The sequence below is a fragment of the Chryseobacterium sp. CFS15 genome (assembly GCF_031118795.1).
Taxonomy (GTDB): Bacteria; Bacteroidota; Bacteroidia; order Flavobacteriales; family Weeksellaceae; genus Chryseobacterium; species Chryseobacterium indoltheticum.
In genome coordinates, this window is sequence record NZ_JAVHYL010000003.1 from 64,717 (window position 1) to 81,870 (window position 17,154).

The window sequence follows — 17,154 nt, forward strand, 5'->3', positions numbered from 1 at the left end:
ATGTTAGATCCTCATAAAGACCGTATTAATTTTGGAGAAGGTATCAGACCCGAACCTGATTATAATTTTGATTTTGTCATAGCAACAACTTATTCATTAGATTTAGAAGCATTACTATTTTTGCCTGTATCTTTATTTACTGGAAAAGATCTTATTACTGATAAAAACATCACAAACGAGCTATTGGCAACGATAACACAAGTTCCGAAAAAGGCCATGATCTTTTGTCAAAGTGGTAAAATTAAAACTCCTGCATACTACAGTAATTTACTGGCCTATTGGGAAAAAAGTATTTTCGAAATTTCCACAGAGAGGTATAATGAATCATTTCATCCTAAAATATGGCTGATAAGATATGTACACAAAAAGAATAAAAATGAAAGGAAATACAAATTTATTTGCACAAGCAGAAATCTAACTTTTAGTCAGGATTGGGATACTGCTATACTATTAAATGCTGAAGTAGGAAAAAAGAAAGTTAACTCAAACAAGCCTCTATTTGATTTTATTGATTATCTAGAAAAAAAATCCGGCACCGAAATTCCCGAATATATCAAGAAAGATATTTTATATCTAAATTTCGAAAATGACTTAGCAGGTAAAACTTTAGAATTTTTCCCAATTATAAAAGGCAATAATCACCCACTAACGAACGTAGACAACCCATTCGATAAATTACTTGTCATAAGTCCATTCTTAGACAAAACCACATTTAATTCCTATTTAAAAAAAGCGAAGCAAGTTGATTTTTTTTCCTCTTCCACTGCGTTCTCAAAACTTCCTCCAAGTATTTTGGTGAATAAAAATATCTATCAATTTAATCCAAATCTAGAAAAAAGTATCCGTGTTGATGAAATGTCAGAGGAGCAAAATACAAATGATGCATCATTAATGTCAGATGACGAAGCGCAGGAAAATTTTGATTTAGGACAAAATTTGCATGCAAAACTTTATGTTAGTCAGAATAAGGTTGAAGTAAATTGGTTTATTGGATCTGCAAATTGTACTTGTCCAGCACATGAGAGGAATATCGAATTTTTAACTAAAATAAGTGGGTCTAAAAAACAACTGACATCTGTCGATAACTTAAGATCAATTCTTATAAAAACAGAGAAATCAAATGAAGGTATTTTTATTCCTTATGACCACAGTACTTTAGAACTTGATGAGATTGAAGATTATATTTCAGAACAACAGATCAGAAAAATTAATCATGAACTTTCCTCATTAAAAATATCAGGTAATTTTTCTATTAATAAAGATAATACATACAATATTTTTATTACCATAGGTACAGAATTACTTAGAGAATCATTAGCATCGAATATAAAATTTAGATTATTAAGCTCTAATAAAAATGATGTTTTGACCCTAGCAAAAAATCAGAAAAAATACGAATTTACAGGATTCAATTTAAGAGAATTAACTCCATTTTTAATTTTCGAAATCTATATTGATTCACGATTAATTCAATCTTTTGTCCGTTCATTTGATATTATTTTACCAGATGAGCGTTTAAAAAAAATATTAAGTTTCATTATTGGAAATAAAGACAGATTGATGAAGTACTTATCATATTTACTTTCAAAAGAAGAAATTTTAAATTTAGCGCAAATTGATCTAAACGATTCTGAAAGGAAATCTATTCCATCAGCTATTATTAACTCTAGAATTTCCAGTACGGTACCTTTATATGAAAAATTATTGTATGCATTAAGCAGAGATAGAGATTCTCTGCAACAAGTCATTTTATTGATGGACACTATGAGAGATGAACAGTTAGAAGATCAAACATTAATAGATGAAAATTTAATGGGTTTACTTGATACATTTAAAAAAGTCCTAGACGATGGAAATTAAACAAGCAATATCTAACACAATAGACAAGTTAAAAGATTTTCAATTAAAAACTGTCGAAAAAGCATTAGAGAGTTATAGACAAGGTAATCATCGTTTTCTAATTGCTGATGAAGTGGGACTTGGTAAAACTATCGTTGCAAAAGGTATTATCGCTAAGCTTTACTTAGAGGCATTTGATAAAAATAATGACTTTAAAGTCATATATATCTGCTCAAACAAAGCGCTAGCTAAACAAAACATTGCTAAGCTAGTCCCCTTTGCAGGAACTGCAGATTTCGACAGCGGTGAGGTCTTGGATTTCTCTGATGAGGATGACCGTTTAACATCGCTTGCTTTCGAGGATATAAAGAATGCAAATAAATTTCGTCTCAAAATAAAAGCCTTAACTCCCAGCACATCATTTGATACCAACAGCAAAGCAGGAAAAAAAGACGAGAGAATTTTAATTTACAGAATATTGTCTACTACAAGTTATTTCCGAAAACGTAAGACAGCACTTAAATGGTTTTTGAGAGCAACGGTGAGTAGTAAGAATTGGGAAAATGATATTTCAAATCAAAAGAGGAAAATAAGATCTGATATTAATCAAGAATTCCTAACCTGTTTACAATATGATGTTCAGCCGATTTTTTTACAAGAAATTCAAAAAGCTTATAAAAAAATCAATCATAATATTGAAAATCATACCTCACTGAATTTACTCGAAATTTTACAATGCATTATTCCGGAAAATAAAAGAAGTTCCAATACCAGTAGTTACATTCCAAATTCACAGATTGTTAACAAAATTATTGGAGAAATACGTCTTCGTTTAGCTAGTGCATGTAAACAATACTTAAAAGCAGACCTGTTTATTTTGGATGAATTTCAACGATTTAAGCAAATTATAGATTCCAAATATGATGTAGAGAATCCAGGTATACAACTTGCAAAGGAAATTTTTGATATTCCTAATGTAAAACTTTTGTTATTATCCGCCACTCCATATAAAGCCTATGCAACAAAGTTTGAGCAATTGCATGGAGAAGATCATTATCAAGAATTTAAAAGTGTACTAACGTTCTTATTTCCTAATTACTCAAAGGAAGACTGGAAACATTTGGATCAGCTCAATCACAAATATTTTGAAGGATTGAAAAGTGTTGAAAAAATTACTAAACTTGATTCTGAATTACTTACAATTAAAAATCAAATTGAGGTTATTTACAAAAATGCAATATCACGAACAGAAAGAAATTTAGTTGAAAAGTTTGATAGAAATAAAGAAAATGACGTTAAAATACTTCCTGTTAACGAATCAGACCTGTATGATTTTATCTTAATTGATCAGATTGTCAAAGAGCTTAATGAAAAATATGGTGCCAAATTAAATGTTCCTACGGAGTATGTAAAGTCAGCCCCTTATCCTCTCTCTTTTTTATCCGAATATCAACATTTCAAGGTTTTACAGCAAAAATTCAATCAACATGGAGCTTTAAAAAAAACCGTTGTAAAGGCTAAGAATGCTTTTATTAGCAAAGATAAGATTATCGAATATAAGCCATTAATCCCTGAAAAATCTCAATTGGAGCCTAATCCAAAACTAAGGCTTTTGTATCAGGACTTAAGAAATGAGGGATATAAATACCTCTGGCTACCTCCTACCTTACCCTATTATAATGTAAATACTTTACCTTACAGGCCCTTATCTAAAACCAATAATAATGTATTTTCCAAAACCTTAATCTTTTCGGCATGGAAACTAGTACCGAGAATGATTTCTACATTAGTTTCTTATGAGGCTGAAAGACTTTCTGTTGGAGATTTTCTGATCAAAGAAGCACGCCATAAAGAAGAAAGTCAATTGAGATCAAAAACTGATTCAAAACGATACCCTTATCCTCTATTAGTATATAGAAATAATGAAAGCCACAGTAGCCTGATGAACTATTCATTGACGTACCCTTGCATTAGTTTGGCCAAATTGATCGATCCGATGAAATTTTTGCAAAAGGGTTTATCCGATCAAATGCTGATTAAAGAATTAAAAAAACAAATTATAAAAGAATTAAAAAAACTAGACATTCAAACAGTTGGAATTGAAAATGGAGATAAGAACGACTGGAAATGGTATTCCCTGTTATTTTTAGATAAAAGACTACACCATGATGAATCCTCTAATTGGTTTAGTAATCCAGAAAAAATAGGAGTAGAATTAGATCATCTGAATGACGATCAAAGCAATGAGAAAAATTATATTTTTTTGCAGTTTAAAGAAAACTTTGAAAAAGACACAATTGAAAACAAACTTGCTAAGTTGAGCAATGATGATTTAGACCAGTTGGCAGAGTACCTTGCAAATATGAGTTTAGGATCACCTGCGATCTGTTCATACCGAGCATTTTATCGACTTTTCCCTGAAGAAAAAAGATTAATAAATGCTTCTCATTTCGTAGCTAACAGCTTCCGTACGTTGTTTAATAAACCTGAAAGCATTTCGATAATAAAGCAGTTTTTCAGAACAACTGGTTATTATAATAATGTTCTTGATTACTGTATCAATGGGAATATTCAGGCAATGCTCGACGAATTTTTCTATCAACTACATGATTCAGGTGGGCTCTACAACAGTAGGGATATTGCTATTTTCATTGCTGATATTTTATCTGTATCAACTTCATCATTAGACGTGAAAACTTTTGAATCCCTTTCCGATAGTAATAAAGACTTAAAAATGCGTGTTCATTATGCAATGCCTTTTGGTATGGAGGGAAAGACAGATAATAAAAGTGCAAATAGAACTATTAAAATTAGAGAAGCATTTAATTCTCCTTTCAGACCTTTTGTACTGACATCAACATCGATAGGTCAGGAAGGCCTAGATTTTCATTATTACTGTAATAAAATAATTCATTGGAATCTTCCGCATAACCCTATTGATTTAGAACAAAGAGAAGGTAGAATAAAGAGATATAAAGGATTTAACATCCGGAATAAAATGATTGCATCTCTGGACATACAAAAGCTACAGATTTTGAATAATGATAATATTTGGAAAATAATCTATACTACCGTTGAAGCTAAAAAACTTGGAAAATGTGATTTAATTCCGTATTGGTATTATCCTGACAAAGATAACGTTAATTCTATTGAAACCATCATTCCTTTATATCCTTACAGTAGAGATCTTGACAAACTAAATTATATTAAAAATGTATTGGTTAATTACAGGCTTACCTTTGGTCAGCCTCGCCAGGAAGAATTAGTGTACATGTTAGGCGAAAATAGCAGTAATGAACAGTATAGAGAAAACCTGATTAAATTTCTAATTAACCTCTGTCCAACAATTATTAATGATTAGTAAATAAAAAATCCTAAATAGAGGATTTTTTATTTATTTCATCAAGTTTCTTGTGAATTGAACTTAAACTATTAGTGCCCCTAGTAGTTTTATCATAATAATAAAAAATTTCTATATCAAGTTCACTGCATTTTTCTAAAATTCTATCTGTGGGTTTGAACTTAGATACCAGTAAACTTTTAGCAATTCGCCCGCCATAGATTTCGCGAACAGCCTTCATTTTGTTCAAATCAGCTTGATTGATAATTCCGGATTTACATTCAACAAAAATTAATTTGCGGCCAGTATTGATTAAAATATCAATTTCATTTTTACTTTCAGATGTATCGCCTTTGAAGGGGAAAACAACATTCATAACTATCTCTTTCTGAAGACTCCAATCTTTTACAGCAGCAGCGGTTACAAGTTCCCACCAGCCTGCCTTAAAAAACAAATCTTTAATATTATTACCTGTAACCTCCAAAAGTAATGATGAGCAGTCATTCACTTCCAATAAATTTCGATCCCATGTGACAAAAAGATTATCATTAACTTCTTCATCTCCTTTTATTGGTATTTCGTCAGAGTCATTAAATAGATTCTTAAAGTATTTTTGAATTTGATTAAATTGCTTAGAATTTGTATTACTAAAGTTAAATATGCTTTTTGCCATCATAAAGTCGGCAGTGCTATAATCCAAAATAGATGTTGAAGATGATATTGAATTATTACTCAATCTTATAAAATCAACTATTTTAATAGAATTATTTACATTTTTAAGTTTGAAAGATGGCACTTCATAATATGATAAGTCCTGGTTATAATAATAAGCCGTGCTTTTTCGTTCCCGGATCATATCGTAGGCTGCTAGAGCCATAATCTTAGTTCCACCTGTGATATTAAAATCCACATTCTCATTATTAGATATTTTACTAAGCAAATCATTAAGTTCCCGTAAAAAAAGTGTGTAATTTGATTCGCTACATTTGTATGATTCAGTTTTCTTTTCTTTAAAAAAACTTTTTAAAATTTTAACATTATTTTCTGTTTCATTAGTGTAAAAAAAATGTATTGTATCTGGATTACTTTCCACAATTCCCATATAAAGTGGCAATATTTGTCCACCTACTAAACATATATGATGTTTCATTACAAAAAGATTTCGGGTTGATTAATATTTGGGCTATAAACTAATTTCATTATTTCCGACCCAGGTAAGGGTTTTCGCAGTTCTTTGATGTAATGTTCAAAATCAACATAGATCACATTACAACCAAAGTCTTTTCCGAAAATTGCGGCTGCAGCAACCATTGATTTCTTACCTCCAGTAATATCGATAACAATCTGGGATTTAGGATTTTGAATAACAGTTTCTTTTAATGCACTATAAACAATATTAAAATCTTCATTTTCCAGATAGGTAATAGCATAACTATGCTCTAAAAATCTTTCAATAATATCCCCACTGTTATTTGACTCTTTATTATTTGTAGTAAATATAACATGACTATCAGGTTGAATCAAACGAGCAGATAAGATAATAGGCTCAGGAGAGAAACCTAACATTGAAAAAAGCACCCCTCCTCTTTGTAACGAACCTTCATGTTTTGTAACAAATTTTTCTATAATTGTCTCAAATAGTTCGTCATAGTAAAGCTTTTGTGCTTTGTCAAACTCGCCCGCCATGGCAAGACTATTCCATTGTGTTAAATCGTTTTCAAAATTATTCATTGATGTAGCTTACTTTAAGATTAGAATATTTAATAAAATATTTTTCAATTTCATATGGGTAATTAATTGTTCTGAGCGGTGTAATTTTATTATTTGAAAAGTGGCACTCGTAACAAGTGTGATCTACAATGAGAATATATTTAGTTAATCCATTATCATTTTTTTTTCCTAAAAAAAGTAAAGATTCAGATATCTCTTTAAAACTATCTTTATGAGCTGGTTTAATCAAAAATTCGAGATCATTAGAATCAAAGGGGGTTCTATGACTTCTAAGTTGCTCATAAAACTTAAATGTTTCAAAGATTATTTTACGTTTTACATCAGTTTTAAAGAGATAAATATTATTATCCATTAAATACTTATGAAAATCCAAAAATTCTTCTTGCTGCTGTTCACTTAATACATATCCAACCTCAAAACCATCAATAAGGCCATATTTACCATCGATATTGGCTGTAAACAACATACCATTTTTCTCTGATAAAACCCCTTTAGAATGATTATACAAATCAGCCATAATATGGCAACCCAAACTTTTTAATAATCTACAAGATTCTAAATGATCGAGACGATTATTCATTCCGCGACAAAATACTCCTATCCAAACACCTCTTTCAATGGCATGTGTAACTGCGGATAAAAATTCAGGTAATCTATCCAAAGCAATTATAGAATATGACGAAATAAATACATATTCATCAGCATTTGTAACAATGTTTACAATTTCTTCATAAAGCGAATTATTTAATTTATTATATGTATATCTCAAATTCGATTCACTTTTAGGTAAATGTTTAGAGTTTATATCAAGTTCATTTTCCGATGTAAATATCTTGTTCTTCTTATTTATTGTAGAAAATGTATTGTAAGAAGTACCAACTTGATAAATGGCGTCAAACAATTGATCCAATTCTGCAGATGCCACACGATCAATGTAAACTCCAGACTCCACATTTAAGGTAAGTGAATATGTAGTAAAATTTGAACTCATAATCATTCCGTTAGTTCTGTCTGCAATGATAAATTTTGCATGAACATTACTAGCAGCTCTCACGTGTACACCAGCATCAACTAACTTTTTCACATTAGAGAGGTGATTATTTACATCTACAGTATTAAACAAATCATCATCATCTTGAGTACTTCTACGTAATTGTCTGTTTTTTATTTTACCCATATCCAATTGTGTAATAATAAATATGGCAATGTTTGACTGATTCACTTTATGAAGTATCTCATTAACAATTTCTTCATCGGTTATGATAAATGTACAAATTTTTAAAGTAGTTTGGGCGTTTTGGATAATTGTAAAAATCTCATCTCTCAAACCTCTCTCTTCTTCGTCAACTAAAAAGAGATGATTATATTTCTTGTTAATTCGCTTAAAATTGTATCTGGAATTGGCTATAAAAAAACCACTTCTCAACTCATCTTCAAGTGTTAAATTATAATCCATTATTTTTAAATTAAAATCATATTTTTCTCCATATCAAATTTTTCTAAAATGTCATTATGTCCGCCAAGAATTAATATTTGTCTAAGAGAAAGTGGACATTCAGAACATCTTTCAAGAAGCCTTTTTTCCGAAATATCATCAAAACTTGTAGCTTTTATAATAGAACTTATTTCTAATATTTTCTCAACGATTTCGTCAGCGGGTGAGTAATAGATATAAAGTAATTGAACATTAAAATTTTTAAACATTAAATCAAATAAATAATCACGGCCGCGAAGCAAATTGCTAATAATAGATTTTCTGTCTGTTGATTTTTGTAAAGTCTTCTTGCTAATCTGAAATTCAATAATACCTTTTGAAAATTCTATATCTTCTTCAGTATCTAAGACTGTTTTTAGTTTTTTGCTTAAAATATGTTTGATCCCTTCAAAATCAAATTGAAAAATATCACCTTCATGATTGGGGTATCTATCAATTTCTCTCCAGTTCGAACTCAATATATAATCAACTTTTTGTTCTGCATTATAACCTAAATTTCGTTCATGAACTTTGAATACAAGATTTTGAACTTTACTCTTAATATTGTCTTCAAAGTTGGTAATATATTGCCTAACATCATCATAATAAGACCTACCTACAATATAACTTTGGTTTGCAAATCCGTCTATCACTTCTTTTACTACACCATTTTCAGCAATACTCGCTGCAACTAATATTTGAAATGATAATTTTGTGTAAGATAAATCTGTTATGTCCTTAAAACCTATCGGAATAGCGAATTCATCACGAGCATCCATGGATATATTCTTTAATTTTTCTATAATCCTTTCTTTATTAAATGGTGTATGTACTAAATCGGGCTTCATGTCGCATTCAATAAATGATTCACCAAATTTATTTGTTCTCAGTACTTTATCATTTTCAGAAATAAATTTAGATCTATATGCTCTATAGAATTGTTTGTTCAGTGGCTCATGTGTTATCCCATCAATATAAAAGTCATATGAAATTATATGTATACGTTCAGCTACTTTTTTGACAAAAACATTATATCCTAAATCAGACACTTGCAATCCTGACTCGTTTTCCTCTACTAAACTTTCTCCTTTTAAAATGTTTATTCTCATTTCAATAATGCTTTTTGAAACTCCTAAAAAAGAACCAATTGTTGCAGTTGAAAGTTTGTTGTTTGTTCTAATAATGTCTATTATAAAAACATCTAAGTAATCAAGTGGATCAGGAGTTATATCAGCAATCGTTGCATGCACACAATAAATTGGGTACTGGAGTTCAAACAATCCTGTTAACTTTTTTCCTTGGTTTTCTAATTCCTGGTAAAGTTTTTCGTAATCAATCTTCAGTGGTATCATCTAAAATGCAAAATTTATTTTTTTTCTTTGAAAATCAATATTATGTACTTTTACATACGCAATATCATTATGGTTCAATTTGATATTGAATTTATTTTGTTTATTATGTAATAAACCTTGCAATCCATTTTCCAGTTGAATGATATAGCCAAAATCTAGGCTCTCTACCACCTTCCCTTTTTGATTTTTGCTTTTATTAATTTGTGCGACTTTACTTTTAAATACTATATCTTCAGTATTTGTTGAAAAGTAATTCAATGTTGATAAAGATATCTGTCTGTTTCTATTATTAAATCTGTGAATTTTCAAATCATATGTCTGGCCTACTTCAAGATTTGCATTATTTTGTAAAAATCCAGATTCCATTTGATCTTCAAACAATGCAGTATCAAAACCATCAATAGTGAAAAACATAAGTACTTTTTCATTTTTATAAATTTTATTTTTGAATTTAGCATTTGCAACATCACCTACTTTATACTTTAATTGCATTTTCTCAAAATCATCGGCAGTAGCAGGATTCAAGCCACTAGCACCATTATCCCTTTGTTGGAAGGATACATCACCATTTCTAATGAAGTTCCCTTTTGTTTTATCTTTAGCAACTCTTAGAAGATTTTTAAATAAATCAGTATAATTAAATAGAAAATCATAATGAGACCTAGAATCAGTCAAAGTTTTTGAGTTACCTACAAAAATTAATTTCTTTTTAGCTCTACTAAAAGCAACATTTAATCTACGAGCATCATCCAAAAACCCTACTTTAGTATATATTTTCTTTCCATTAATTATTTCAGGATTATTATGATCTGCTGCTCTTGTAAAACTAAAGATGATAATATCATATTCCTTACCTTGAAAAGAATCTAAAGTTGCAACATCTACGTTACTAAATAGTGGATTATCACTTTCTTTAATACTATTTTTAATTAGTGAAACCTGCGATTTATATGGTGCAACAACAGCAACCTTTGACATATCAGCTGAATTATTTACTAAACCTGGCAATATAAAATTTACAATATATAGTGCTTCTGTTAAATTTATAACAGATTGCTTATCTTTTTTCTCAAAAGAATCTTGAAAATTCGAAGTATCGAAGAAAACAATTTCTTTATTAAATGGAAAATCCATCTGCATTTTCTGTAAAGTCGTTTTCTCACCCATTAAAACCTCATTATTATAGAATGAACTTGAAACAAACTCTCCAATATGTGGGTGCATACGATGCTGATAATTCAATAAAACAACATTTTCAGAAGGAAATTCATTAGTTTTAACCCTATCAATCAAGAACTCAAAAAAAGAAGTTGTAGTTGCACGCTTAATATCCTCAATATCATAAATTTTTTCAGAAGAATTTTTCTTCTGATTAAGAGTATGATTTGGAAAACTTTCTTTATCATTAACATCAAGATAACTTCCATCCAAATAAGGAGGTAACTGTTTCTGATCTCCAACAAGAATTGCTTTTCTACCTAGTTCAAGTGGAACTAAAGTTTCAGTAATATTTGCTTTTCCTGCTTCATCAATAATAACAGTCTCAAATTTAAAATCATTTTCTTGGAAGACAGGATCTCCTTTGACACCGATACAAGTGGCAAAAACTACATTAACATCTTTGTATACAATAGGCTTAACCAAAATATCTACCAATTGAGAATCTCTTTCACGCCAACTATTAAACACTTGTGTTGATTTAAATAGTTCATCATCTGTCAGTGATTTTATACCTTGAGTTAATTTAAAATGTCTATCATTAAAAGTATTTCGAAGTTTGGTGTAAACTACTGAAAAATCATTTATAAAAACATTTAAACGGGCTCTGATTTGATCTTCCGACAGAAATTCACTCCTTAGATTTAAAGCTTCTTTTAAGACCTTACTTTGATTAGTTAAAAACAACTTATATTCATCCATGTAGGCTTGAATAATATTATCAACGCTGTATTGGGAAAACTTAGGATCAATTTTTTCTATGCTACCAATTCTTAGCAAGTTTAAATTTTTATTTTCAGAAACTTTTTCCAAAACATTATCTACTGCTACATGATTCTGACCTGATACTAATACTTTTTCACCTTTTCTCACAAGCTGCTCAATTATTTCTGTAATAACTGTAGTTTTGCCAGTTCCAGGTGGGCCTTGAATCAAAAAAATATTTTTATTTCCAACAGCTTTTCTTACAGCAGTTATCTGCCCATTTTTAGGGTTTTGAATTTCAGTATTTTTTAGTTGAGGGTTACTAAAAACTACATTACTAAGAGTGGGAACTTGAATATTGCCTTTACTTAATAGTACTTTTTCAAAGTGTTGAATTTTTATTTTATTATTACGAAAGTCATTAATTATTTCACGCTGAAGATTAATTTGATTTTTAGATATAATTTGATCAATGCTGAATCCATTTTCTAGAGTTCTCGTATCAATTTGATCATTGAATTTTAATATACAATAATCGTTGTGAAAGGATAATCTAGCTTTGAAGGATATACGTTCCCCTACCTTGATAACAACAGAAACGCTATTCTCTGTATTGAAATAATCCGCAAATTCCTGAGAAATTTTTATAGCAAGTCCATTTTCATCATTATGAACTCGTTCAAAACGAGAAATTGAAATACTTTGTGGTTTTAAACTCTCTGCTTTTTTAATCTGATATTCAAGAAATTTATCATTAATATCTAAAGTTTTTGCCTCTTGCAGTAATAATATGCTATTGTTTAATTTTAGCTTATTAATAATGTCAAAACATCTATTTTTTTGAACAAGCCGTTCTGCAATATCGTATTGTTTATAATCAAGAGGTACAGATGCTAAAGGTGGCAAAATTGTAATTTTGCTTCCAAGTAAAAAAGAGTTTTTTGAAGCACCTTCTTTCTTACTTTGCAAAGACTTTGCGTAGCGTGAGCCAATAGAAAATTTATTGATTTTAAAAGCTGCATCATTCACTTTATTATCTACAAGTATTTCTCCATACATACTCACCTCTTCATTAAAGACCGTAAATTCAAACCTAGGATGCCGTTCATTGATTCTTATCCAATAATTTTGCTCTGACAATTTATTTAAGGCCGCTTGATACCTAAGATGCTCATCAATAACATCATTTGCGTAATAAGGAACAGCATGATTGATAAAGTCAGAATCATAGCTTTCCGTATTAGCCTCAAATTGTAAGTATAAGATTTTTTCAAAAATTATTTCTTTTGAGAATAAGTCCTTCAAAATCTTAAATCCTTTTTTTAACTCTCCTATTTCTTCATCGGTTGTAAAGTCAGCATACATCGAACTTTTAAACGAATTATATGACTTTAGTTCTTCTTCCACAAAATATAATTTTTGGTAATCAGATGTATCCGCTTTATTTAATATTTCTATATCTTCCGATGCAGGAACAACGTATAAAAGATTGTTGAAGTCTTCCTTGTTTGTTACGATAACCTTTAGGCTTTGTGTTCCGCTTTCAAGATATTCGATTTTCATTAATCCATAAAACTTATTGTGAATTTTTAATAAACAAAAATCATAAAGTTTTTCTATCACTTTAGCTCTGTATTCATTCCCGACAACAATTCTATCCCAACCTATTTGACTAGAAATATTTTCAGTAATAAACTTTAAACTTAACTCAACAATTTTATTCTTGTGATCTATAAAAATAACTACAGCCTGAATATCCTCATCCTCTTTAAGATTCTTAAAGCGGTTTATTGCTAACGGTATACTCCAATCCAAGTCGAATAAGGACAATCGACCGCTATAGTTATCAATAAAATAGGTGAAAATTTGTGAAGGTTCAATCTTTTTCTTAATCCGAACTTGAACTACATGCCCTTTCTCAATAGAATCTATTGTTAAATCTGTTTTCAATTCTTTATTAGTTTTACTGGTTTCTAATCAAATATATTTTTGATCAGATATTTAAAGATAATAATTTTTCCCAATTATATGAGAAAAATACAAATAAAATCTTTATGATTTAAATTGTAAGATACTTTTTTCTATTTTTATAATGTTTCAAAAAAATGATATGGTACTATTAGCTAAAAATTAGAATTATGGCAAGAATTTCTCCTTCATTAGAACAAATAGACCAGTTGAAAGTAAAACCTACTTCAGGAGAAAGACATCTTTTACATTTTCTAAGTTCTGTCCTTGATGATACCTATGAAGTATTTTTTCAACCATATCTGAATGGTGACAATCCAGATATTATAATAGTCCGAGAAAATTCTGGTGTTATGATTGTTGAAGTTAAAGACTGGGACTTGAGCAGTTATCAACTTACTGAAAAAAATCACTGGCAACTAAAAAACGTAATCAACAACGTTACACTAAATAGGCAAATCATTAAATCACCACTTCAACAAGTATTTGAATATAAAGAAAATCTTTACAATTTACATATTGATACATTGCTGGAGAAACGTATTAAAAACCCAAAATTCTTATCTGTTGTAACATGTTGTGTTTATTTTCATAAAGCCTCAAAAATTGAAATAGATACTTTCTTCACTAATAAAAATAATGACAATATAAAATTTCATAAATTTTTATCTTATTTTGATCTTTTAGGTTTTGACAGTTTGACAAAGACTAATTTTGATTCCATACTTTCTAACAGAAGGCTCAATAAAAGATCATATCTATTTGACAATGATCTTTACAAAAGTTTCAAAAGATATCTTAAACCACCAGAGCATACAATTGAGCAAGGAAAAGAAATAATTTATACTGAGGAACAAAAGAGAATTATTGAAAGTAAGAAAGCACATCAACAAAAAATTAAAGGTGTCGCCGGTAGTGGAAAAACTTTCGCCTTAGCTAAAAGAGCCGTAAACGCTCATTTAAGACATAAAGGTGAAATTTTAATACTTACTTTTAATATTTCATTACGTAACTATATTCATGATAAAATAAGTGATATTAGAGAAAATTTTGAATGGAGAAATTTTACAATATTACATTACCATCAGTTTTTGAAAGCTCATAATAATAATGTTAATTTTCTTCAGACTGGAGAGGAACATACAAGCAATTTGGAGAAAAAGATGTTTCAAACAATAATTATTGATGAGATTCAGGACTACCATAAAGACTGGATTAGAAACCTTAAAATGTTTTTAGCACCAGAAGGCGAATTTGTTGTCTTTGGTGATGAAAAACAGAATATTTATCAAAGAGACTTAGATGAAAAGAAACCTTACACCAGCATTCCAGGACAATGGAATATTTTAAAAACTTCTTTTCGTGTAAGCACAGATATCGCCAACTTAGCAACTACATTTCAACGTTCATTCTTCTCAGAAAAATATGATTATGATGAAATAATTGTTCAAAAAAGCTTATTTGATCAGTCTATGATAAAATATCATTATTTTGAAACTGATGATATTTCTGCGATTATGGAAGTTTATTCAACAGTTATTTCAGAAACAGACAGTCATGACAATGATATTTGTTTTCAATCAGCTAAAGTTGAAATTTTACGTATGATTGATAAGGAGATTAGACAAAAATTTAGAAAAAAAACTAATACAATGTTTGAAACTAGTGAAGTCTATGAAAAACTTAGAAATGACTTTACCCACGAGGGCAAGATTGATGAAGCTAAGCTAAAAAAAGAAATAGAAATTGTCCGACGTCACAAAAAATTTAATTTCTGGATGAACTCTGGAACAACAAAACTGTCTACAATTCATAGTTTTAAAGGATGGGAAATTACTACGTTAATTTTAATTATTGAAAACGAAAATTTAGACCAACAAAAATTTACTACTGATGAACTTATATATACTGCAATTACACGTTGCAGGCAAAATTTAATTATAATTAACACCGGCAATAAACGATATGATCAATTCTTTAAAGAAGTTATTAGTTAATTACTTGATTAAGGTTTTTTTTTCTATTTTTAAACAATGGAAAACAGAGATTTACTCATCATAAAATATCTATCAGAAGGCTATAAGGTCACAGAAATCAGCGAACAACTAAGCACCCACCACTCCATCATAATCAGTGAAAGTTTAATCGAAAAAAGATTAAGTGCTCTCCGGAAACAGTACCAGGCAAAAACACTTTTTCACTTAGGCGTTTTACTCACCAAGGAAAAAATTATTTAAAAAGAGTAGCCAATACAAAACCAACAATTAACGAAATAATCACAGCAATAATAATCTTGGAATAATCCCCTTTGCTTTGCTGAACTTCTGTAGTTAGTCTGGAATTTTCTTTCTGTAAAGATTCCATTCCTGCTTTCAAAGATGCAGTCTTCTCATTAATAACAGATTGCAAATTCTTTTCGTACAGTGCAGATATTTCTTTTTTATAATTATCCATCTCCAGCTGTCTTTGTTTTTGCTGTTCAGTGAAATTTTTCTGTGTATCAAGAAGTTGCTTAGAAGAAATCTCCTGTAGTTTTTGAAATTCCTCCGTTTTCTTAGCAAGTTGCTCGGACAATGTTTTCACTTGCTCAGTAAATTGCTTGCTGACATCTTTTTTAACCTCATCAATAAGCAACGCTCTTGAATTGGACTTTTCATGTAATAGCTTCTCTACAATAGCGTGTAGACCCGCTCCATAATCATGAGGTAAATGAAAACGCTTATCAGCGAGTTTATCCAAAAGGGTCTCATCCACAGTATGTCCAATAGCCGTCACCGACACTGCCGGTAAATTAATAAAGAGTTTTGATAATGTAATATCATTAAAGGTCTCCATGCTTTGGCGATCCCCTCCTCCTCTGACTAACGCAATAATATCATACTCAGATTTAGAGACTTCCTTCAGTTTTTCTGCAATGGATGTCGAAGAAGTAATGCTGCAGGTATAGTCAGAAATCTGAAAATATTTCTGCGAAACATCAAGTCCTTCAGCAAAGTCTCTTTGAACAATTGCATTATTACCATAAATATTCGCAATTCTGATAGGTTCTTCTTTTAGGATTTTATTTCTGATTACCGTTTCCAGATCCGTTGATCCTTTTTCCAGTTTTTCCTGTATAAGTTCATACCGTTGTAACTCTTCTTCCGAGATTGCTTTCTCTTCTTGTTGTATGATTTCATCTACCACAAACCTTAACTCAACAGAAGAGTTTTTTATACTTTTTTCAATATACCCACGTAAAATATACACCTCATTATTAACAATCTTTGTTCTTAATAATGCTGAAATTCTAACTCCTATTGAAATATTATCCGATTCCGAAAATAAATTATCGTAATAATAATTACCATAGGCCTTACCTCCACCATATGCATATCTACCTTTAAGGTAAATAAGATTAATTGTTGCGTTAATCTTTAAAGCATTGCTAAATAATCCCAAAACAGAGGATGGCGAATAGATTTGAAATGTTGTTTCCTCAGACTGCATAATAATGGTGATACTGAAATTTATTTTACAAAGTTATT

General features: G+C 29.9%; 9 protein-coding genes. 3 read left to right on the plus strand and 6 right to left on the minus strand.

Annotation, left to right across the window (positions count from 1 at the left end):
* Both OH814_RS05480 and OH814_RS05485 read left to right on the plus strand, forming a co-directional pair.
* Positions 1-1,860: a hypothetical protein gene (locus tag OH814_RS05480; protein WP_308827441.1), complete on the plus strand. Its 1,860-nt coding sequence runs from the start codon at positions 1-3 to the stop codon at positions 1,858-1,860.
* A complete protein-coding gene (locus OH814_RS05485) occupies positions 1,850-5,200 on the plus strand; it encodes a DEAD/DEAH box helicase family protein (protein ID WP_308827442.1) in 3,351 nt (1,116 codons plus the stop codon). Before OH814_RS05480 ends, OH814_RS05485 begins: the two co-directional genes overlap by 11 nt.
* Before the next feature lie 13 nt (positions 5,201-5,213).
* Here the strand turns inward: OH814_RS05485 and OH814_RS05490 are convergent, their stop codons facing one another.
* From OH814_RS05490 to OH814_RS05510, 5 genes are read right to left on the minus strand one after another with little or no spacing between them, the layout of a single operon-like run.
* Positions 5,214-6,329 carry a Card1-like endonuclease domain-containing protein gene (locus tag OH814_RS05490; protein WP_308827443.1) on the minus strand — a complete coding sequence of 372 codons (1,116 nt, stop codon included), beginning with the start codon at positions 6,327-6,329 and terminating at the stop codon, positions 5,214-5,216.
* Positions 6,329-6,910 carry a hypothetical protein gene (locus OH814_RS05495; RefSeq protein WP_308827444.1) on the minus strand — a complete coding sequence of 194 codons (582 nt, stop codon included), beginning with the start codon at positions 6,908-6,910 and terminating at the stop codon, positions 6,329-6,331. Before OH814_RS05495 ends, OH814_RS05490 begins: the two co-directional genes overlap by 1 nt.
* A complete protein-coding gene (locus OH814_RS05500; RefSeq protein WP_308827445.1) occupies positions 6,903-8,366 on the minus strand; it encodes a phospholipase D-like domain-containing protein in 1,464 nt (487 codons plus the stop codon). Before OH814_RS05500 ends, OH814_RS05495 begins: the two co-directional genes overlap by 8 nt.
* A gap of 5 nt (positions 8,367-8,371) precedes the next feature.
* Positions 8,372-9,736, minus strand: coding sequence for a hypothetical protein (locus tag OH814_RS05505; RefSeq protein ID WP_308827446.1), 1,365 nt, complete (start codon positions 9,734-9,736; stop codon positions 8,372-8,374).
* The gene (locus OH814_RS05510) at positions 9,737-13,609 is read right to left on the minus strand and encodes an AAA domain-containing protein (RefSeq protein ID WP_308827447.1); all 3,873 of its coding nucleotides are present in this window, start codon (positions 13,607-13,609) and stop codon (positions 9,737-9,739) included. It abuts the gene before it with no gap.
* A gap of 188 nt (positions 13,610-13,797) precedes the next feature.
* Between OH814_RS05510 and OH814_RS05515 the strand changes: the two genes are divergently transcribed.
* Positions 13,798-15,624, plus strand: a complete 1,827-nt coding sequence (locus tag OH814_RS05515) for an NERD domain-containing protein/DEAD/DEAH box helicase (protein WP_308827448.1) — start codon at positions 13,798-13,800, stop codon at positions 15,622-15,624.
* A gap of 232 nt (positions 15,625-15,856) precedes the next feature.
* On the opposite strand, the gene OH814_RS05520 is transcribed toward OH814_RS05515, so the two are convergent.
* Positions 15,857-17,116, minus strand: coding sequence for an exodeoxyribonuclease VII large subunit (locus OH814_RS05520; RefSeq protein ID WP_308827449.1), 1,260 nt, complete (start codon positions 17,114-17,116; stop codon positions 15,857-15,859).
* Positions 17,117-17,154 lie beyond the last annotated feature (38 nt).